This is a genomic window from Microbacterium sp. TW_SC_2 (genome assembly GCF_055361165.1).
This window is the reverse complement of record NZ_CM143952.1, coordinates 2657991-2677409: the sequence shown is the minus strand read 5'-3', so window position 1 is coordinate 2677409 and position 19419 is coordinate 2657991. Positions and strand designations below refer to the sequence as shown.

Genomic DNA, 19419 nt, shown 5'->3' with positions numbered 1-19419 from the left:
TGGGGTGAACCCCTGAGCGACCCCTGATCTCGGCCGCGGGAATCCCCTCAGCGATGCTGCGGATGATTGGATGGCGACATGCCCTCCTCCGCGCCGCCCGTCCCCGCGCGCCCGCCCCGCGTGGCGGCCCCGCCGCGACCGGCGCTCGAGCGGGACCGCGACTGCCTGGTCTCCGGGGTCGGTGCCGGTCTCGCCCGGCACCTGGGAGTGCCGGTCTGGATGGTCCGCGCCCTGTTCATCGCGCTGTCGCTCTGCGGCGGCGCCGGCGTGCTGCTCTACGCCTGGTGCTGGGTCTTCACCCCCTGGGCGGATGCCGAGACGGCACCCTCTCGGCGCGTGCCGGTCGCCTGGATCCTGATCGCGCCCGCCGCGGTCGCCGTGCTCGTCGTCGGGTCGTGGACCCTCGGCAACACCCCGGGCAGCGTGTTGTCGCAGGCGCCGGCCGTGCTCGGAGCCGTGTCGGCCGTGGTGCTCGCCACCGCCGCCGGGCTGTGGGCGACGTTGATCGATCACACCGACACGGCGCGCGGCCCCCGGCACACGGCCGTCGTGCGGATCCTCGCGGTGGCGCTGCTGGTGGTGCTGTTCCTCGTGCTGCTGTCGCGGGCGGTGGGCGGCGTCGAGTTCCTGCTGGCGCTCCTGCCGCTCGGCGGCGTGCTGGCGGTGGCATCCTCGACCCTCATCCCGCGCTGGCGGGAGCTCGCGGGGGAGCGCACCCGGCGCATTCGCGAGGAGCAGCGCAGCGAGATGGCGGCGCACCTGCACGACTCCGTGCTGCAGACGCTGGCGCTGATCCAGAACAGGGCGGGTGCGTCGAGCGAGGCGGCCCGGCTCGCCCGTGCGCAGGAGCGTGAACTGCGCGCGTGGTTGTACGACGGCGATGCGCCGGCCGACAGCGATCTCCCGACCGACCTGCGCGATCTCGCGGGAGCACTCGAGCTCGACTATCCGGTGCGGATCGAGGTCGTCTCGGCGGGGCTCTCGACCGAGCGGGCGAGCGGTGAGCTCGCCGCGGCCGCCCGTGAGGCGATGCTGAACGCGGCACGCCATGCCGGCGGGGAGATCTCGGTGTACATCGAGGGCAGCATCGCCGGTGTCGACGTCTTCATCCGCGACCGCGGGCCGGGCTTCGACCTCACGGAGGTTCCCGATGACCGGCTCGGTGTGCGGCAGTCCATCATCGGACGCATGCGCCGTGCCGGCGGATCCGGCAGCGTGCGCAGCGACCCGAACGGCACCGAGGTGCATCTCTCGATCGCGACGACAGGAGAAAGCCGTGGCTGACCGCATCCGGGTGGTGCTCGTGGACGACCATTCGATCTTCCGTTCAGGCCTGCGCGCCGACCTCGATGAGAGTGTCGATGTCGTCGGTGAGGCGGATGACGTGCCCTCGGCGATCGCCGTGATCCGCGAGACGGCGCCCGACATCGTGTTGCTCGACGTGCACCTGCCCGGGGGTGCGGGCGATGACGCGAGCGGCGGGGAGGCCGTCATCCGCGGCTCGGCGCCGACGTCGTCCCGCTTCCTCGCGCTCAGCGTGTCGGATGCCGCGGCGGATGTGGTGCGCGTGATCCGCGCCGGGGCCCGCGGGTACATCACGAAGGGCTCGTCCGGCGGGGAGGTGTCGCGCGCGGTGCATGCGGTCGCGGGCGGGGACGCGGTGTTCTCGCCGCGGCTGGCGGGGTTCGTGCTCGACGCGTTCGGGGCCGTCTCGGGAGAGACCGCCACCGCGAGCGACGAGCTGGACAGGCTGTCCGCGCGCGAGCAGGAGGTCATGCGACTGATCGCGCGGGGTTATGCGTACAAGGAGGTGGCCGCCGAGTTGTTCATCTCGATCAAGACGGTCGAGACGCACGTCTCGGCGGTGCTGCGCAAACTCCAGCTCTCCTCACGGCACGAACTGACGGTGTGGGCTTCGGAGCGCAGACTCCTGTAGGCGCGGGGCCCTGCGTTCGGGGCGGGGGTGGTCTCAGGCCGCGAGCCAGAGACCCTTCGGGTCGGTCGCGATCGTGAGGCCGGCGGCCACCGTCTCGTCATCGCCGATGCGGGCTCCGCGCACGATGCGCGCTCCGGCGCCGACGTCGGTGCGGACGCCGATGTGCGCTCCGTCTCCGACCGCGGCACCCTGTCCGATGTGGGCGTGCGCATCGATGTGCGCACCCTCGCCGATCACGGCATCCGGTTCGATCCAGGCGCCGCGGGCGATCGTCGCCCCGGCGCCGATGCGGGCCCCGGGTTCGATGTAGGCACCCGCTTCGATGTGCGCCTTCGGGTGGACCTTCGCGCCGTGCGCGACGAGTCCGCGGCCATTGGCGTGCTTGCGGTACCGCAGCGTCGCTCCCTGGTCGTTCTCGATGTCGACGTAGTTCTTTCCCACGATTCCTCCCGTGTTCCGGAGACTTCCCCGGATATATCAACAACAGGGGACGGGGGTGATTCATTCCCTCCGGGGGATGCTGGTCAGCGCTGGCAGGACGGGCACCAGAAAGTGATGCGTTCGCGGGTCGGATCGGCCCCCTGCTCCCCACGCCGGATCAGTGTTCCGCAGCGCCGGCAGGGCTTGCCCGCCCGCCCGTAGACCCACATCGCCTGCCCCGGGCGATTGATGCCGGTGAAGGTGCGACCGGAGCGATCGCGGTTGGCGCGGATCGTCCGCACGCCGAGCTCGATCAGGGCAGCGACGTCGACCTCCGGCATCGGGGTGGTCGGCAGGATTCCGCGCAGGAACAGCAGTTCCGCCGCATAGACGTTGCCGAAGCCCGCGACGTTGCGCTGATCGAGCAGCGCCACGTGGATGCTGCGCGTGTCGGCTCCGAGTCGTCGCACGGCCTCGGCCGCATCCCAGTCGGCGGCGAGGGGGTCGGGGCCGAGATAGCCCACCAGCTGCTCTTCGTCGCGGGTGGGCACGACCTCGATCTCCGCGAGGTCGACGCCCACGGCCTCGCGCTCGGCCGTGCCGACGATCGCGCGCACCTTGAACGCCGGATGCCGCCACTTCTCGCCCGGCGCGTAGATGAACCACGCGCCGTCCATGCGCAGGTGCGAATGCAGCGTGCTGTCGCCCACGCGCAGCAGCAGATGCTTGCCGCGCGCCACGGCACCGTGGATGGGTTGACCGGTCAGATCGATCGTCGCCGCCTGCGGGACGCGCAGATCGAAGCGGGTGGCGTCCGCGCCCGCGAGCGCCTCGTCGAGACGGCGCGCGGCGCGGAAGACGGTGTCGCCCTCGGGCATCAGCGATCTCCGGCCGGTGGTGGCGGGGGGGGGGACGTCGGGCGGCCGGCGGGCGCGGGCGGCGGCGGTGTGGACGTCGGGCGGCCGGCGGGCGCAGGTGGTGGCGGGATGACGGCGCGCGCGGCGGAGGGCGCGGGCGGAGGCGGCGTGACAGCCGGCGCCGGGACGCCCGGCCCGGGCGCCTGGGGTGCCCGCTGCATCATGGTGCGAGCGAGCATCGTCGCACCGGCGACGGCCGCGGGCATGACGACGACGGCGCCGCCGGGGATGAGGAAGCACAGCTGTGTCGCGACCCCGAAGCCGAGGACGCGGGCCCTGCTGCCGCCGAACAGCGCGGCGCGGTCGGCGGGTGTGAGGTCACGGGCGTCGAAGGAGCGGCCGGTGAGTTCTCGCGCGAGCATGCGCCCCGACAGGAACACGCCGGCGACCGGAGCGAGCACTCCACCGATCAGGGGCACCAGACCGAGCAGCAGGACGAGGATCGCGATCAGGATGCCGAGGAGCACGAGGCGCAGGCCCTCGCCGAGCGCGGTCCAGAAGCCCCCGCCGTCGGTCGCCGGGGCGTCGCCCAGGTCGGCCTCGACCGCGCGCCAGATGCGCTGGTAGAACGGGTCGCCGATCGTGAGGGTGAGCGCGCTGAACACGGCGCTCGCGAGGGCGAGGGCGGCGGCGATCACCACGAAGCCGACGACGCTGCGCAGCAGACCTCGCCAGGGCTCGGTCCAGCCATCGGCGAACGGTGTCAGGAAGGTCGAGATCGACGTCATGCCGAGCACGATCGGGATCAGGGCCGCGGCCAGCACGACCACCGCGATGACGGCCGGGACGAGCCCGAGGTTCATCAGGCCCGGGCGGGTGCGCCAGAGGGCGAAACCGCGCAGCAGGAGGCGGATGCCGGCGCCGAACTCTCGGATCATGGCTCCCAGCGTAGAAGACGCCCGGGCGTCGGGAGACGGCGCCCGGTCGCCGGCATCCACATTCAGACCGCCTTGCGCAGGGTGTAGCCGCGCGGGGTGACCACGAAGCCGGCCTCCTGCAGGGCGAGGGCGAGCTCGGTGCCGTACACGCCCTCACCGTTCACCTTCTCGACCGTGAGGGTGTCGAGTCGGCGGGCGCGGGCTGTGTTCGCGAGGTCGGTCGCCGCGGCACGGAGGAGATCGCCGTCCTCCGTGAACGACAGGACGGTGCGCCCGCCGCGCTCGAGGTAAAGCACGAGCGCGCCGTCGACGAGCACGACCAGGCCTCCGGCCTTGCGACCCGGACGATGCGAGACATCCAGCTTGGGCCACCCGAGGGCCGCGCCGTACGGGTTCGCCGGGTCGGTCGCGGCGAGCGTCACGGCCAGGCGTGGTGGCGGATCGGCGAGCCCGGCGAAGGTGCGCAGACGATCCACCGTCGCCGACGCGGCGAACTGCGCGGCACCCAGCTGCTCGATCACATAGCCGCGACGGCAGTGCCCCGCCTCCTCGAACCCGGCCAGCACGCGGTACGCCTGCGCGAAGCCGCCCGGCACTCCCTCGGACTGCACCGCGCCGCGCGTGACGACGCCGTAGCGGTCGAGGAGCAGCCCCGCCGTGACCGTGGCGCGTCGCGCGGGGTCGGACTCGACCGAGGGCAGCAGCGACCAGCGACCGCCGATCGCGGACGGACGCGGGGCCGTGCGGGTCAGCGACATCCCCCGGTAGGTGCGCGTGCGCGGTGCCTTGCGCTTGACGCGGTGCGCCTGCGATCCGCCGGCCAGCAGCGAGCGGATCGGCGCGAACGTGTCGTTTGTGACGTGCCCGGCCCAGGTGAGCGCCCACAGCGCTTCCAGAACGGACTGCTCGTTCTCGGCCTCCGTCATCTCCTTCAGCTGCCCCGCGAAGAACGCGCCGCCGACCTGCAGCGCCGTGATGATCTTCGCCTCGAGGGAGTCGTCGGCGATCTCGGCATCCGGGTCGGGCAGCGTGAAGGGCGCCAGGTCGGCGGGGTGGAGGGACACCCAGCCGTCGCGTCCGGGGAGCGTGCCGTGGCCCGACCAGATGACCTCGCCCGCCGCCGTGAGCTCGTCGAGCATGCCGGGCGCGTAGTCCCGCACCCGCGACGGCAGGACCAGCGACTCCCAGGCGCTCGCCGGGATCGGCACCCCGGCGAACTGCTCGATCACGCTCATGACGCCGTCGAGCCCCTCCAGCGGTCGACGCAGATGCTGCCAGTCAGGGAGGAACCGCGCGTACGCCTCGGGGGAGACGGGCTCGACACTGCCCCGGATCGCGGCGAGGGAGCGCATGCGCAGTCGTCGGAGCACCTCGGTGTCGCACCACTCGATGTCGTCCGCCGACCCCGCCGCCTCGGGCAGGAAGTAGCCGCTCGTCAGGCGTCCGGCGTTGTCCAGGCGTTGCAGGGTGTGCCGAGCGACCGCCGCGCCGATGCCGAAGCGGGTGGCGATCGCCTCCGTCGTGAACGGCCCGTGCGTGCGTGCGTACCGGGCGACCAGATCGCCGAGCGGGTCGGCGAGCGGTTCGAGGAAGGCGACCGGGATGCCGGTGGGCAGCGCCGCACCCAGCGCATCGCGCAGGCGACCCGCGTCTTCGATCGCGGCGACGCGCGTGACGCCGGCGATCGTCACCGGGATCGCGCGGCGGGCGGTCACGAGCGCGTCGAGGTGAGCGGCAGCGGACGCCTCGGTTGCCGCCGCCGGGACCGCCGCTGCGTCGACATCGACATCCGCATCCGCGATCGTGCCCGCATCGGCGGAGAGCCTCTCGGCGACCTCGGCCGCATCCAGCGGTCCGAGCATCCGCAGCAGATCCGCGACGCCCTCCAGGCCGCGGGCACGGCGCTCCGGATCGAGCCGCTGGGCCTCGCGCTCGAACTGGGCGATGATCGCCGGATCGAGGAGCTCGCGCAGCTCCACCGTGCCGAGCAGTTCGCCGAGCAGCGCGGGGTCGACGGACAGCGCGGCGGCGCGGCGCTCGGCCAGTGGCGAGTCGCCCTCGTACATGAACGCGCCGACGTAGCCGAAGAGCAGGTCGCGGGCGTACGGCGACGGCTGGCCCGGCTGTGTCTCCACGAGTCGGATCCGCCGGTCTGCGATCGAGGTCGCGAGTTTCCGCAGCGAGGGCAGATCGTAGACGTCCTGCAGCACCTCGCGCAGGGTCTCGAGGATCACGGGGAACGTCGGATGCCGTCGTGCGACCTCGAGCAGCTGGGCCGAGCGCTGGCGCTGCTGCCACAGCGGGGAGCGTCGGTTCGGGTTCGTGCGCGGCATGAGCAGCGCTCGGGCGGCGCACTCGCGGAAGCGGGAGGCGAACAGCGCGGAGCCTCCGACCTCCTCCGTCACCAGGTGCTCGAGCTCGTCGGGATCGAAGACGAACAGTTCCGCCCCGGGAGGCTCGGCCTCCGCGTCCGGGATGCGCACGATGATGCCGTCATCGCTCGCGACGGCCGAACTCTCCACGCCGATGCGCTCACGGACGCGCGCGTTGATGGCCAGCGCCCAGGGCGCGTGCACCTTCATGCCGTAAGGGGAATGAAGGATGACGCGCCAGTCGCCGACCTCGTCCCGACCGCGCTCGACCGTCAGCGTGCGGTCGGTGGGGAGCGTGCCCGTGGCCTCGCGCTGCTCCGAGAGATGGGCCATCAGGTTTCCCCTGGCCTGCTCGTCGAGACCGGCCTCGAGCAGCCGCTGCATCGCCTTCTCCGGGGTGGCGCCCGAGACCTCGCGCGAGAACTTCCCGAGCGCCTCACCCAGCTCGAAGGGGCGGCCGATGCCGTCGCCGTGCCAGAACGGCACCTTGCCGGGCTGCCCGTAGGCGGGGATCACGTTCACCCGGTCATGGGTGATCTCCGCGATCCGCCAACTCGTGGTTCCGAGTGTGAACACGTCTCCGACGCGGGATTCGTAGACCATCTCCTCGTCGAGTTCGCCGACGCGACGGCCGGCGCCCTCGCCCGCAACGAAGACGCCGAACAGGCCGCGGTCGGGGATGGTGCCACCGCTCGTCACCGCGATGCGCTGCGCACCGGGTCGTCCGGTCAGGGTGCCCGCGTCGCGGTCCCACACGAGTCTCGGGCGCAGCTCGGCGAACTCGTCGGAGGGATAGCGGCCCGCGAGCAGATCGAGCGTCGCCTCGTACGCGGAGCGGGGCAGCGCCTGGAACGGTGCCGACCGGCGGACGGTCTCGAACCACTCCTCGACGCTGATCGCGCCGAGCGCACTCGCCGCGACCGTCTGCTGCGCCAGGATGTCGAGCGGATTGCGCGGCACCTGGATCGCCTCGATCCTGCCCGCCAGCATCCGTTCCGTGACGATCGCCGTGTGCAGCACGTCGCCCCGATGCTTGGGGAAGAGGGCCGCGCGGCTAATCTCGCCGACCTGGTGACCGGCACGACCGACGCGCTGCAGCCCGGAGGCGGCCGAGGGCGGGGCCTCGACCTGGATCACGAGGTCGACCGCACCCATGTCGATGCCGAGCTCGAGGCTGCTCGTCGCCACGACGCAGCGCAGCACGCCCGACTTGAGCTCCTCCTCGACGAGTGCGCGCTGCTCCTTCGAGACCGAACCGTGGTGCGCCTTCGCGAGCACCGGATCGGCCCCGGCTGTCGACCCGGCCTGCGCCATCATCGCGGCGGGCACGGCGGCGTCGGGGACGGGCACCCCGACGCGCTCGGAGTAGATCTCGTTGAGGCGACCGGTCAGGCGTTCGGCGAGGCGGCGGGAGTTGGAGAACACGATCGTCGAGTTGTTCTGCAGGATGCGGTCGACGATCGCCTCCTCGACATGGGGCCACACCGATCCGGTCACCTCGGTGTATTCGGCGTCGTCTCCCGGGGTCTCCGCGGGTGCGCCGGGCGGCGGGGGCGGATTCGTCATGTCGTCCATGGGCACGACGACCGACAGCTCGAAGGTCTTGGATGCCGGCGGCGCCACGATCTCGACCGGGGCGGAGCCGCCGAGGAAGCGCGCGACCTCGTCGATCGGGCGCACGGTGGCCGACAGCCCGATGCGCTGGGCGGCCGTCTCGGTGCCGTGCGAGCGGCGGAGGGCGTCGAGTCGCTCCAGGCTCACCGCGAGATGCGCGCCGCGCTTGGTCGCGGCGACCGCGTGCACTTCGTCGATGATGACGGTGTGCACGTCGCGGAGGGTCTCGCCGGCGCGACTGGTGAGCATCAGGTACAGCGACTCCGGCGTCGTGATGAGGATGTCCGGCGGATCGGAGACGAGCTTGCGTCGATCGCTCGAGGTGGTGTCGCCCGAGCGCACGCCGACCGTGACCGACGGAGCGGGGAGCCCGAGGCGTCTGGCCGACTGACCGATCCCGATGAGCGGGGAGCGGAGGTTGCGCTCGACGTCGACGCCGAGGGCCTTGAGCGGGGAGATGTAGAGGATGCGGGTGCGCGAGGCATCCTTCTCGCGCTTCTCGGACGCCGATGGCTTCGCGGACTTCGACGGCCTCTCGTCGGCCTGGTCGAGGCGCTCGCGGAACACCCTGTCGATCGCCCAGAGGAAGGCCGACAGCGTCTTGCCGGATCCGGTCGGGGCCACGACCAGCGCGTGCTTGCCGGCGGAGATCGCGTTCCATGCGCCGGCCTGCGCCGGGGTGGGCGCGGGGAACGCGCCCCGGAACCAGTCCTGCGTCGCGGGGGTGAATCGGTCGAGCACGGGATGTGCGGAGCTCGACGAAGCATCGCTCATGACTCCATCTTGGTCGAGGCCTGCGACATCGGGGGAGTCGGCGCGGTCACCCCGCCTCCTGCAGGGTGCCGTCCGTCGAGATCTCGAGCGTCAGGTCGAGATCGAGCCGGCGCAGGAACGCGTCGTCGTGGCTCACGACGAGCACGGCTCCGCGGTAGCCGCGCAGCGCGTCGACCAGATGATCGACCGTGTCGAGGTCGAGGTTGTTCGTGGGCTCGTCGAGCACCACGAGATGCGGCGCCGGATCGGAGAGCAGCAGTGCGGCCAACGCCACCCGGAACCGCTCGCCGCCGGAGAGCGCCGACACCGGGCGGTCGGCGGTCGCGCCGCGGATCAGGAACCGTGCCAGCCGGTTGCGCAACTCCTTCTCCGGCACATGGGGGGCGGCCTGCGCGATGTTCTCGACCACCGAGCGGTGCTCGTCGAGGCCGTCCACGCGCTGCGGAAGATAGCCGACGAGCTCCGTATGCGCCTCGGCACGCAGCGCCGGTCGTTCCGTATTCAGTCCGGATTCCGCGGATCCGCCCGAATCGGGCGATTTCGAGCCGTCGGCGCCCGTTCTGCCTGAATTGTGAACGTCCAGACCCTGGGCATCCGCGACCAGCCGCTCGAGCAGCGTGGTCTTCCCCGCCCCGTTACGCCCGATCAGCGCGACCCGCTCGGGTCCCTGGATCACCCACGACCGCTCCGCATCTCCGATCGTGGCGATGCGGCGACTCCGTGACACCCGGGGATCGGGCAGCTCGATCTTCATCGCGGCATCCGAGCGGATCCGGCGACCGGCCTCGTCGTGCGCGGCGCGCGCGGCATCCTCCTTCGCCCCGACCTCGGTGCGCAGCTTGCCCGCCGACACCTCGGCGGCCATCCTGCGGCCATGCGCGACGATCTTCGGCACGCGCTTCTCGATCTCCGCCTTCTTCGCGGTGCGGGAGCGGTGCGCGAGCTTGGTCTCGGCCTCGATCCGCTGCCGCTTCTCCTTGCGCACGGCCTGTGCCGCATCCCGCTCGGCCTGCTGGGCGGCGTTCTGCTCCGTGTCGAGCCAGGCGCGCCACTCCGAGTACGGTCCGCCGAACACGTTCAGACGCTGCCCGTACAGCTCCGCCGTCTCGTCCATCAGCTCGAGCAGGGACACGTCGTGGCTGACCACGATCAGCGTCCCCGTCCAGGCGGCGATCATCGCGGCGAGCTTCGTGCGGGCGTCGCGATCGAGATTGTTGGTGGGCTCGTCCAGCAGGGTGATCGGGGCGCGGCGCAGGCGGATGCCGGCGATCGCCACCAGCACGGCCTCGCCGCCGGAGAGCTCACCGACACGTCGGTCGAGGAACTCGGGGGCGAGCCCGGCTTCTCCCAGAGAGGCCTCGGCGCGCGCCTCGATGTCCCAGTCGTCGCCGACCGCGTCGAAGTGTGCGGGGTCGACGTCACCGGCGGCGATCGCGCGCACGGCGTCGAGGGCGGTCGCGACGCCGAGCAGCTCGGCGACGCGGCGGTCGACATCGAGCGTCAGCCGCTGCGGGAGGTAGGCGACCTCGCCGCTCGTGTGCACGGAGCCGGAGGCCGGCGAGAGCTCGCCGGCGATCACACGCAGCAGCGTGGACTTGCCGGAGCCGTTGCGGCCGACGAGTCCGGTGCGCCCGGCGCCGAACGAGCCGGACACCTCCCGGAGGGCCGTCGATCCGTCGGGCCAGGTGACGGTGAGGCGGTCGAGTGTGACCGCTGCGTGCGGGGTCGGGGTGGACATGGGGTCTCCTGTCGAGTGCATGGGTGCACTGACACCGGAACACCGCGGGGTCGTCGAGAGTCGACGCCTTCGAGAGGCGGTGCGGGCCGTGTGAGTCGGCGATCGTCGGGTCAGCGCGCGGAAGAAGGGGCGCGGAGGCGACGGATCAGATCAAAGGACTTCCAGACACGGCGGACAGGACTCGCCGACGATACCCGGGCGTGTCGCACGGCGCAACCCCGACGCGAGTCGCCCCGAGGCGGGAAGTCCCGCGACGCGGCCCGAGTGCTACTTCTGCTCGATGCCGTCGACCCACTTGTCGAGGAACAGCCGCACATCGGCCAGTTCGTCCTCCGAGATGCTGTGTGTGAGTCCCGGGTACACGCGTCCCGAGAGCTCCGAGTGATCCGGGAGCCACTGCGCCGTCTGGTCGATCAGTGCCGGCGGGATCACGTCGTCATGCGAGCCCCGCCCCCAGAACACCGCGGGGCGACGCTCCCGCAGATCCTCATCGCGCGGCAGCTCGCCGCTCGCGACGTATCCGCTGAGTGCGGTCACGGCCCCGAAGCGCTCGGGGTCGAGCCGTAGGGCCTGCAGCGCGACGGCCGCGCCCTGCGAGAAGCCCAGGAGTGCGACCGAGGATGCGCCGACGGCGGCGATGTCGAGCCAGCGCAGCAGTGCGTCGGAGGCCGCCGTCACGGCGTCTCCGCTGCGGCCGTCGAGCCCCTCGATCGGGTACCAGGATCGCCCCGGCATGGGCCACGGCGGACTGAGCGGAGCAGCCACGGCGGCCACGGCGATGCCGGGAGGCAGGTACGGGACGAGGCCGAACAGGTCGTGCTCGTCGGACCCGTAGCCGTGCAGCAGCACCAGCAGCGGCATCCCGTCGCGTCGGTCGGTCGACCAGCGGGTCGCGGTGTCGTCGATCGTCAGGTGCGCGCTCATCCGACCATCCTGCCAGGGGGTGCCGACGTGCGTTCTGTGCCGGGATCGGGATGCGGCTGGTAGAAAGGACACATGTCCGTCCGCACACCTGATCCCGATCCGGAACCCGAAGACGACGGTCTCGGTGCGTACCGCGACCAGAATGCACCGGTCCCCGGGTCCAACCCCGGCTGGCTGAGCGACTTCGAGCTCGCCGAGGCCCGGCGGCACCTGCCGATGCTGTACGTCGAGGCCATTCCGGTGCGCACCGACGGCTCGGGACAGGTGACCGAGATCGGCATCCTGTTGCGGTCGACGCCGATGGGCGAGATGACCCGCACGATCGTGTCGGGTCGCGTCCGCTTCGGCGAGACGATCCGCGATGCCCTCTTCCGCCACGTCGAGAACGACCTCGGACCGATGGCCTTCCCCCTGCTGCCGCCGCAGCCGCTGCCGTTCACGGTGGCCGAGTACTTCCCGATGCCCGGGGTCAGCGCGTACCACGACGACCGTCAGCACGCGGTGTCGCTGGCGTTCGTGGTTCCCGTGACCGGAACGTGCGAGCCGCGTCAGGACGCCCTCGAGGTCACGTGGTTCTCGCCCGAGGCGGCCGCATCCGACGCGGTCGCGGCCGAGATGGAGGGCGGCCGAGGCACGCTCATCCGTCTGGCGCTCGCCAACCTCGGACTGCTCCGCTAGTCGGAGGCCCGAGCGCCCGGATCAGGCGGTGGTGAGGCGGGCGAGCTCCGCCACGAAGGCGTCCACGTCGTCCTCGTGCGTGTCGAAGCTGCACATCCAGCGGACCTCGTTGCGCGCGGCATCCCAGTCGTAGAAGCGGAACGACTCCCGCAGCGCATCCGCGACGCCGTCCGGCACGGTCGCGAAGACGCCGTTGGACTGCGTGGGCTGGGTGAAGGCGACGCCGTCGATCGCTCCGGAGGCGATGCCCTGCTCGATCGCGCCGCGCAGGCGGGCGGCCATCGCATTGGCGTGCCGGGCGTTGCGCAGCCACAGATCGCCCTCGAGCAGGGCGATGAGCTGCGCCGAGACGAAGCGCATCTTCGAGGACAGCTGCATGTTGAACTTGCGGGAGTACACGAGCCCGTCGGATGCCGAGGGCTCGAGCACCACGATCGCCTCGCCGAGCATCGCGCCGTTCTTCGTGCCGCCGAAGCTGAGCACGTCGACGCCGGCGTCACGGGTGATGGCCCGCAGCGGGACGTCGAGGGCGGCGGCCGCGTTCGACAGGCGCGCACCGTCGAGGTGCAGCTTCATGCCGCGCTCGTGCGCGTGGTCGGCGATCGCGCGGATCTCTTCCGGGGTGTACAGCGTGCCGAGTTCGGTCGACTGCGTGATCGAGACGACCAGAGGCTGCGCGCGGTGCTCGTCGCCCCAGCCCCATGCCTCGCGGTCGATGAGGTCGGGGGTGAGTTTGCCGTCGTCGGTCGGCACCGTCAGCAGCTTGAAGCCGCCGATCTTCTCGGGTGCTCCGCCCTCGTCGACGTTGATGTGGGCGGTGGATGCCGCGATCACAGCGCCCCAGCGCGGCAGCATCGACTGCAGGCCGGTGACGTTGGCCCCGGTGCCGTTGAACACCGGGAAGGCCTCGGCCGTCTCGCCGAAGTGCCCGCGGACGACCTCCTGCAGACGTGCGGTGTACGCGTCACTGCCGTAGGCGCCCTGGTGCCCGTCGTTCGCCTGGGCGATCGCGGCGAGGACCTCGGGGTGGATCCCGGAGTAGTTGTCGCTGGCGAAACCGCGGATCTGAGGGTCATGCTGAATGCTCACCGGTCAAGCCTACGGCCCGGATGAGGGTCTTCCGGATGTCGGTGGGGCGCTCTACCCTCGGAGCATGCAGCGCACCGCGGCCGGAACCGCTTTCGCGAACGTCCTCGTCAACACGTTGATCGCCAATGTGACGACGAGCTTCCTGTGGTTCGCCCTCACCTTCTGGGTGTACATCGAGACGCAGTCCGTGCTCGCCACGGGCATCATCGGCGGCGCCTACATGCTGTTCATCGCGTTCTTCGCGATGGTCTTCGGCACCATCGTCGACCGCCACCGCAAGCACACGGTCATGCTGCTCTCCAGCGTGATCTCGGCGGTCGCGTTCCTGCTCGCCGGAATCGTCTACATGACGCAGTCCGAGGCCGCCCTGCTGGACCTCGGTGGCCCCTGGTTCTGGATCTTCTCGGCCGTGATCCTGTTCGGCGGCGTGATCGAGCAGTTGCGCAACATCGCCCTCTCGACGACGGTCACGCTGCTCGTGCCCGAAGAGAGGCGCGCCAACGCCAACGGTCTCGTCGGCACCGTGCAGGGGCTGGCCTTCCTCGTCACGAGCGTCTTCTCGGGGCTGTCGATCGGATTCCTCGGCATGGGGTGGACGCTCGTGATCGCGATCGCCGCGATGGTCGTGACCTTCGTGCATCTGCTGTTCATCCGCATTCCCGAGGGGCAGCCGGAGGCCGAGCCGGAGGCGAAGAACGCCCTCGACTTCCGGGGCAGTGTGCGGGCGATCCGGCTCGCGCCCGGGTTGTTCGCGCTCATCATCTTCTCGACGTTCAACAACCTGATCGGCGGCGTCTACATGGCGCTGATGGACCCGTACGGATTGACGCTGTTCGATGCCCAGATGTGGGGATTCGCGCTGGCGTTCGCCTCGACGGGATTCCTGATCGGCGGCGCGCTGGTGGCGAAGTTCGGCCTCGGCAGGAAGCCGATGCGCACGATGCTCCTGGTCGTGATCGCGATGGGGCTGCTGGGCTCGGTGTTCATGCTCCGCGAGTGGTGGCCGCTGTACGTGATCGGCATGTGGATCTACATGGCCCTCGTGCCGCCGGTCGAGGCGGCCGAGCAGACGGTCATCCAGAAGGTCGTGCCGTTCGAGCGGCAGGGCCGTGTCTTCGGCGTGGCGGCGGCGATGGAGGCCGCGGCGGCTCCGATCACGGCGTTCCTGATCGCCCCGATCGCCGAGTTCCTGATCATCCCGTACATGCGCACGGCCGAGGGTCAGCGTCAGTGGGGGTGGCTGCTGGGCGAGGGGGAGGCGCGTGGCATCGCTCTGATCTGTCTGTTCGCCGGACTCGTGATGGTGGTCGTCGCGACGCTCGCGTTCTTCACGAAGTCGTACCGGCAGCTCACCGATCTGTACGCCCAGGCCCCTGTCCAGCAGCCGGGCGCCGACCGCGACGGTGCCGAGCCTCAGGGTGCCGGGAGTGAGGGCGGCGAGGGCGGTGGCGGAAGTGACGGCGTTCACGCAGCCCGCGGCGCGGAGCGCGCGAGCGAGCGACGCCCCGAGGACCGCGTGCTGGAGGCTCCGCCTCCCGTGCGCGGTCAGCCCCCGGAGTTCCCGGAGCCGCGCGCCTAGGGGTCAGGCGAGCTCGATGATCCGATCGTTGAGCTCCGCAGCATCCGTGTCCCACAGGGCCAGCAGGGCGGGGGTGAGCGTCGCGGGATCGAGCGCTTTCGCGCGGAAGACCACGGAGGCCGCGCGCAGGGGCGCGCCGCCGTCGCGGGCGGCCTTCGCGAAGCCGTGGGCGACCGCGCGGGTCCAGGCTTCGCTCGCGGCCTTGACCGCGGCGTAGTTCGCGCCCCCGGCGAGGGGACGGGCGACCGCCGTCGACGACACGATCGCGAAGCGCCCGGCATCCGAGGCCTGCAGCGCCGCGTCGAACGCACGGCTCGTCGCGCGCACGGCCGCGAGGGCGGGCAGAAGGGCGGCGAAGTCGTCGTCGGACTGTCCGGCGAGCCCGCCGCCGCCCCGCCAGCCGCCCACCAACGGGATCACCGCGTCGACGGCGCCGAGCCGGGCGGCGAGTGCGGTCATCTCGGAGAGCGATGTGGCGTCGGCGACCTCGACCTCGGCTCCGGCCTCCCGCAGGGGCTGCAGACGTTCCGCGGAGCGCCCGGTCGCGATCACGCGCGCACCTGCCTCCCCGAGTGCGCGGGCGACCGTGAGTCCCGACGTGCTGGTCGCTCCCGCGAGCACGACGGTGCGTGGCTCACTCATCACCGAGCCACCCCCTTGTGTGCGAGCCGTCCCTTTGTGCACGCACAAAGAGGGGTGGCTCGCACACAGAGGGGCCGACCGGCGAAGGGCGGAGCCTCACCTCAGTCGTCCGTCCCGCGGATGCCGACCGTCGACTCGATCACGGGCTTCATCTTCTTGTCGAGTGCCTCGAAGAACATCGACAGCGGGAACTCGTCATCCAGCACCGCGTCGGTGTACCCCTTCGGCGCCCCCGAGAGGATCTCGTCGGACAGTCCGCGCGCCCAGTTCGACGCGGGGTGCGGCGTCAGCACGCTGCGCACGAGGTCGTACGCCGCCAGCCAGTGCGCCGTCTTCGGGCGGTCGATCGAGCGCCAGTACAGCTCGTCGATCGCATCGCCGAGGGCCACCACGGCGTCGGGGACGCCGTCCCAGTCGAAGGCGAGCGCGGTGTCGGTCCAGTGCAGCACTCCGCGCTGGTGCAGCCACGCGAACAGCAGCTGGCCGCCCAGCCCGTCGTAGTTGCGCACCCGGGATCCGGTGATCGCGAAGCGGAAGATCCGGTCGAAGATCACGGCGTACTGCACGAGCGGTGCATGCTCGAGCATCTCCCGCTCGGAGGCCGTCAGCGTATCGCCCGCCTCGACGCGTGCCGACAACGTCCGCTGGATCCGGACGGACTCGCGGAACGCGGTCAGATCGCACCGCAGCTCCTCCAGCGAGTACAGGAAGAACGGCATGCGCTGCTTGATCATGAAGGGGTCGAACGGCAGGTCGCCGCGCATGTGCGTGCGGTCGTGGATGATGTCCCACATCACGAACGCGCGCTCGGTCAGCGCCTGATCGTCGAGCATCGCCGCCGCCTGCTCGGGCAGCTCGAGCTTCGTGATCTCCGCGGCGGCACGAGTGACACGACGGTAGCGCGCGGCTTCGCGGTCCTGGAAGATCGCGCCCCAGGTGAAGCTCGGGATCTCGCGCATCGCGACGGTCTCGGGGAACAGCACGGCCGAGTTCGTGTCGTAACCAGGCGTGAAGTCGACCAGTCGCAGCGAGACGAACAGCTTGTTGCCGTAGTCGCCGGCCTCGAGCGCGGCGATGAACTCCGGCCAGATCGTCTCGACGATGAGCGCTTCGACGAGGCGGTCGCTCGAACCGTTCTGCGTGTACATCGGGAACACGACGAGGTGGCGGATGCCGTCGATGCGGTGCTGCTGCGGCTGGAACGCCAGCAGGGAGTCGAGGAAGTCCGGCACGCCGAAGTCCGCGGCCGCCCAGCGGTCGAAGTCGACGACGGATGCCGCGAGGTACTCGGCGTCGTGCGGGAAGGCGGGGGCGAGCGCGCGGATGCCGGCGGTGATCGTCGCGACGAGCGTGCGGGCGTCGTCGTGGTGCGCGGCGTCCGGGATCGAGCCGTCCTTGATCTGCAGCTCGCGGATCGCGATCGCGGCATCCTTCAGCTGCGCCCAGGCGGCGGACTGCTCGGCGACCGACGCGTCCTCGACGACCTCGGGTTCGCCGACGATGGCCTGTGCAGCGGAGCTGTTGGCGGAAATGATGGACATCGGGACCTCCGATCGCGCGGCATGCCGGAAATTTTCCGGTCATAACGAAATACTCACGGTAATCTTACATCCATGGATGATTCTGTCGACCGCGCGATCGTCGCGGAGATCGCCCGTGACGGACGCGCGACGCTCTCCCACCTCTCGGATGCCGTCGGCCTCTCGGTCTCGGCCGTCCAGTCCCGTCTGCGCCGCCTGGAGGCCCGTGGCGTGATCACGGGGTACCGTGCCATCCTCGACCCCGAACTGGTCGGAACGCCGCTCTCCGCCTTCATCGAGATCACCCCGCTCGACCCTGCCCAGCCCGACAACGCTCCGGAGCTGCTGGAACATCTCGACGCGATCGAGGCCTGCCACTCGATCGCCGGCGACGCCAGCTACATGCTGTTCGTCCGGGTCGCCTCGCCCCGTGCGCTCGAGGAGCTCGTGCGCGACATCCGTACCGCCGCGAACGTCAGCACCCGCACGACCGTCGTCCTGCAGACCTATTACGAGCACCGGCCGATCCTCCCGGTGGAGTAGCCTCGCGAGCGACAGTCCCATCGCTCGACAGGAGACACCATGTCGTTCCAGGCGTACCTCGACAAGGTCGAGACCCAGACCGGACTCACCCCGCGGCAGTTCATCGCACTCGCGAAGGAGCAGGGCTTCGACGAGACGACGAAGTCCACGGTCGTCCTGAACTGGCTCAAGGAGGAGTACGGTCTCGGCCACGGTCACGCGCAGGCCATGGTGCACGTGATCCTCAAGGGGCCGAAGATCAGCGACACGCACGTCGGCAGGAGCGGCGCGCACGGCGACGCATCCGACACGCTGTGGCTCGACGGCAAGGACTCGAACCCGAACCCCTGACGCATCGACGGGCTCCGCATCCCAGCCCGTTCCTCGGCCCGGTCGAAGGGCCCTCCTCGCCGTCCCCAGTAGGATTCCCTGCGTGGCAGCATCGTCGAAGAGCAAGAAGAGCACGGCCCGCGTGAGCGGCAATCCCGCGAAGCGGGCCAGCGGCAACCCCGCCCGGCAGCCCGTGATCGAAGCGGGTCCCGTCACGGTCGGCGACTGGATCGGCGCGGCCCGCCTGCGCACGCTGCCGCTGGCCGTCGCACCGGTCCTGATCGGCACGGGTGCGGCCCGCAGCACCGGCCCGGAGTTCCACTGGGTCATCGCGCTCGCCTGCCTCGCGGTCGCGGTGCTGCTGCAGATCGGCGTGAACTTCGCCAACGACTACAGCGACGGCATCCGCGGCACCGACGCGGTCCGGGTGGGGCCCGCCCGGCTCACGGCATCCGGGCGCGTGTCTCCCCGCACCGTGCTGATCATCGCCCTCGTCTTCTTCGCGCTCGCCGCGGCGGTCGGCATCGCGATCGTCGTGCGCACCGAGCAGTGGTGGATGCTGGCCGTCGGTGCCGCCTGCATCGTCGCGGCGTGGTTCTACACCGGCGGCAAGCGCCCCTACGGGTACGCCGGCCTCGGCGAGGTGTTCGTCTTCGTGTTCTTCGGACTCGTCGCCACGCTCGGCACGACCTGGGTGCAGGTCTTCCAGCTCCCGCAGCAGGCGTGGCTGGGCGCGATCGCGGCCGGGCTGTTCGCGTGCGCCGTGCTGCTGGCGAACAACCTCCGTGACATCGATCAGGATCGCGCGGTGGGCAAGCGCACCCTCACGGTGCTGATCGGGCGCCGGGCGACCCGGGTGCTGTTCACCCTGTTCATCCTCGCGCCGTTCGGCATCGCGGCCTTCCTCGCCCTGCTGTTCCCGATCGCGTGGCTGTCGCTCCTGGCGCTGCTCTCCGCTCTTCCGGCCGTGCTGATCGTGTGGACGTATCGACTGCCGAAGGAACTCGTCATCGCTCTGGCGCTCACCTCGCTCACGGCGCTGCTGTACGCCGGTGCGCTGTTCTGGGCCTTCGTCGGCTGAGCCGCCCCTGGGCCGACGGCAGCGGATCGACGACGGCGGGAGTCAGTTCTTCGGGCGGTCTTCCGGTGTCGACGGCGCCTCGGCCACAGGTCCCGCCTCGGCCACAGGTCCGGCCTCGGCCACAGGTCCGGCGTCGACCACGGCATCCTCGGCGGCGGCGTCCGCCTGACCCGTCGTCTCCCGGCGGCGACGACGCTCGTGGAGCTCGGTGGACGCCTCGGACAGCGGGCGGCGCAGGAAGAGCATCGAGACGCTGGTGCCGATCAGCGCGGAGAAGATCGCGGCCAACCACCAGAACTCGCGGAAGATCGGGAAGAAGAACCAGAGGATCGCGAGGGGGACCAGGAACGCCAGCAGTCGCAGCACGGAGTAGACGAGGAGAGGTGCGGGCTTCACCCTCTCAGT

17 protein-coding genes are annotated in these 19419 nt (G+C 71.0%); 7 read left to right on the top strand and 10 right to left on the bottom strand.

The annotated features are described in order from the left end of the window. The first annotated feature begins 78 nt into the window (after positions 1-78). Both ACWA14_RS13060 and ACWA14_RS13055 read left to right on the top strand, forming a co-directional pair. Positions 79-1284, top strand: coding sequence for an ATP-binding protein (locus ACWA14_RS13060; protein ID WP_463794214.1), 1206 nt, complete (start codon positions 79-81; stop codon positions 1282-1284). Then, positions 1277-1936 (top strand): LuxR C-terminal-related transcriptional regulator, encoded by a 660-nt coding sequence (locus tag ACWA14_RS13055; RefSeq protein WP_463794213.1) that lies wholly within the window; start codon positions 1277-1279, stop codon positions 1934-1936. The genes ACWA14_RS13060 and ACWA14_RS13055 overlap by 8 nt, the downstream gene beginning before the upstream one ends. Before the next feature lie 33 nt (positions 1937-1969). On the opposite strand, the gene ACWA14_RS13050 is transcribed toward ACWA14_RS13055, so the two are convergent. The 6 genes from ACWA14_RS13050 to ACWA14_RS13025 all read right to left on the bottom strand — a co-directional run bounded on the left by ACWA14_RS13050 (position 1970) and on the right by ACWA14_RS13025 (position 11573). Continuing rightward, positions 1970-2377, bottom strand: coding sequence for a DapH/DapD/GlmU-related protein (locus ACWA14_RS13050; RefSeq protein ID WP_463794211.1), 408 nt, complete (start codon positions 2375-2377; stop codon positions 1970-1972). An 83-nt stretch (positions 2378-2460) separates the two neighbouring features. After that, positions 2461-3234 (bottom strand): DNA-formamidopyrimidine glycosylase family protein, encoded by a 774-nt coding sequence (locus ACWA14_RS13045; protein WP_463794209.1) that lies wholly within the window; start codon positions 3232-3234, stop codon positions 2461-2463. Next, positions 3234-4151: an EI24 domain-containing protein gene (locus ACWA14_RS13040; RefSeq protein ID WP_463794207.1), complete on the bottom strand. Its 918-nt coding sequence runs from the start codon at positions 4149-4151 to the stop codon at positions 3234-3236. The genes ACWA14_RS13045 and ACWA14_RS13040 overlap by 1 nt, the downstream gene beginning before the upstream one ends. A 62-nt stretch (positions 4152-4213) precedes the next feature. Next, a complete protein-coding gene (locus ACWA14_RS13035; RefSeq protein WP_463794205.1) occupies positions 4214-8911 on the bottom strand; it encodes an ATP-dependent helicase in 4698 nt (1565 codons plus the stop codon). A 46-nt stretch (positions 8912-8957) separates the two neighbouring features. Then, entirely contained in the window at positions 8958-10649 is a 1692-nt protein-coding gene (locus tag ACWA14_RS13030) for an ABC-F family ATP-binding cassette domain-containing protein (RefSeq protein WP_463794203.1), read from the bottom strand. A 267-nt stretch (positions 10650-10916) separates the two neighbouring features. Next, positions 10917-11573, bottom strand: a complete 657-nt coding sequence (locus tag ACWA14_RS13025) for an alpha/beta hydrolase (RefSeq protein WP_463794201.1) — start codon at positions 11571-11573, stop codon at positions 10917-10919. A 72-nt stretch (positions 11574-11645) separates the two neighbouring features. Here ACWA14_RS13025 and ACWA14_RS13020 point away from each other — a divergent pair, with 72 nt between their 5' ends. Beyond that, positions 11646-12251 (top strand): DUF4916 domain-containing protein, encoded by a 606-nt coding sequence (locus ACWA14_RS13020; protein ID WP_463794199.1) that lies wholly within the window; start codon positions 11646-11648, stop codon positions 12249-12251. Positions 12252-12272: 21 nt separating this feature from the next. Here the strand turns inward: ACWA14_RS13020 and ACWA14_RS13015 are convergent, their stop codons facing one another. Continuing rightward, the gene (locus ACWA14_RS13015; protein ID WP_463794197.1) at positions 12273-13340 is read right to left on the bottom strand and encodes a threonine aldolase family protein; all 1068 of its coding nucleotides are present in this window, start codon (positions 13338-13340) and stop codon (positions 12273-12275) included. Positions 13341-13404: 64 nt separating this feature from the next. Between ACWA14_RS13015 and ACWA14_RS13010 the strand changes: the two genes are divergently transcribed. Beyond that, positions 13405-14919 (top strand): MFS transporter, encoded by a 1515-nt coding sequence (locus ACWA14_RS13010; protein WP_463794195.1) that lies wholly within the window; start codon positions 13405-13407, stop codon positions 14917-14919. A gap of 3 nt (positions 14920-14922) precedes the next feature. Here the strand turns inward: ACWA14_RS13010 and ACWA14_RS13005 are convergent, their stop codons facing one another. Continuing rightward, positions 14923-15561 carry an SDR family NAD(P)-dependent oxidoreductase gene (locus tag ACWA14_RS13005; RefSeq protein ID WP_463794193.1) on the bottom strand — a complete coding sequence of 213 codons (639 nt, stop codon included), beginning with the start codon at positions 15559-15561 and terminating at the stop codon, positions 14923-14925. A gap of 101 nt (positions 15562-15662) precedes the next feature. Further along, positions 15663-17102: a DUF6421 family protein gene (locus ACWA14_RS13000; protein ID WP_463794190.1), complete on the bottom strand. Its 1440-nt coding sequence runs from the start codon at positions 17100-17102 to the stop codon at positions 15663-15665. 72 nt (positions 17103-17174) lie between these two features. Here ACWA14_RS13000 and ACWA14_RS12995 point away from each other — a divergent pair, with 72 nt between their 5' ends. The 3 genes from ACWA14_RS12995 to ACWA14_RS12985 all read left to right on the top strand — a co-directional run bounded on the left by ACWA14_RS12995 (position 17175) and on the right by ACWA14_RS12985 (position 19014). Beyond that, the gene (locus tag ACWA14_RS12995) at positions 17175-17624 is read left to right on the top strand and encodes an Lrp/AsnC family transcriptional regulator (protein ID WP_463794188.1); all 450 of its coding nucleotides are present in this window, start codon (positions 17175-17177) and stop codon (positions 17622-17624) included. A 39-nt stretch (positions 17625-17663) separates the two neighbouring features. After that, entirely contained in the window at positions 17664-17954 is a 291-nt protein-coding gene (locus tag ACWA14_RS12990) for a DUF4287 domain-containing protein (RefSeq protein WP_463794186.1), read from the top strand. 82 nt (positions 17955-18036) lie between these two features. Further along, positions 18037-19014: a 1,4-dihydroxy-2-naphthoate polyprenyltransferase gene (locus ACWA14_RS12985; RefSeq protein ID WP_463794184.1), complete on the top strand. Its 978-nt coding sequence runs from the start codon at positions 18037-18039 to the stop codon at positions 19012-19014. Between the two features lie 42 nt (positions 19015-19056). On the opposite strand, the gene ACWA14_RS12980 is transcribed toward ACWA14_RS12985, so the two are convergent. Beyond that, positions 19057-19410, bottom strand: coding sequence for a DUF4229 domain-containing protein (locus ACWA14_RS12980; RefSeq protein ID WP_463794182.1), 354 nt, complete (start codon positions 19408-19410; stop codon positions 19057-19059). Positions 19411-19419: the final 9 nt, after the last annotated feature.

What these genes read in the sequence shown, in the direction of transcription:
- ACWA14_RS12995 (WP_463794188.1), top strand. Translation starts at nt 17,175, where the DNA reads ATGGATGATTCTGTCGACCGCGCGATCGTCGCGGAGATCGCCCGTGAC.
- ACWA14_RS13005 (WP_463794193.1), bottom strand. Translation starts at nt 15,561, where the DNA reads ATGAGTGAGCCACGCACCGTCGTGCTCGCGGGAGCGACCAGCACGTCG.
- ACWA14_RS13000 (WP_463794190.1), bottom strand. Translation starts at nt 17,102, where the DNA reads ATGTCCATCATTTCCGCCAACAGCTCCGCTGCACAGGCCATCGTCGGC.
- ACWA14_RS13035 (WP_463794205.1), bottom strand. Translation starts at nt 8,911, where the DNA reads ATGAGCGATGCTTCGTCGAGCTCCGCACATCCCGTGCTCGACCGATTC.
- ACWA14_RS13020 (WP_463794199.1), top strand. Translation starts at nt 11,646, where the DNA reads ATGTCCGTCCGCACACCTGATCCCGATCCGGAACCCGAAGACGACGGT.
- ACWA14_RS13030 (WP_463794203.1), bottom strand. Translation starts at nt 10,649, where the DNA reads ATGTCCACCCCGACCCCGCACGCAGCGGTCACACTCGACCGCCTCACC.
- ACWA14_RS13010 (WP_463794195.1), top strand. Translation starts at nt 13,405, where the DNA reads ATGCAGCGCACCGCGGCCGGAACCGCTTTCGCGAACGTCCTCGTCAAC.
- ACWA14_RS13060 (WP_463794214.1), top strand. Translation starts at nt 79, where the DNA reads ATGCCCTCCTCCGCGCCGCCCGTCCCCGCGCGCCCGCCCCGCGTGGCG.
- ACWA14_RS12990 (WP_463794186.1), top strand. Translation starts at nt 17,664, where the DNA reads ATGTCGTTCCAGGCGTACCTCGACAAGGTCGAGACCCAGACCGGACTC.
- ACWA14_RS13025 (WP_463794201.1), bottom strand. Translation starts at nt 11,573, where the DNA reads ATGAGCGCGCACCTGACGATCGACGACACCGCGACCCGCTGGTCGACC.
- ACWA14_RS13040 (WP_463794207.1), bottom strand. Translation starts at nt 4,151, where the DNA reads ATGATCCGAGAGTTCGGCGCCGGCATCCGCCTCCTGCTGCGCGGTTTC.
- ACWA14_RS13045 (WP_463794209.1), bottom strand. Translation starts at nt 3,234, where the DNA reads ATGCCCGAGGGCGACACCGTCTTCCGCGCCGCGCGCCGTCTCGACGAG.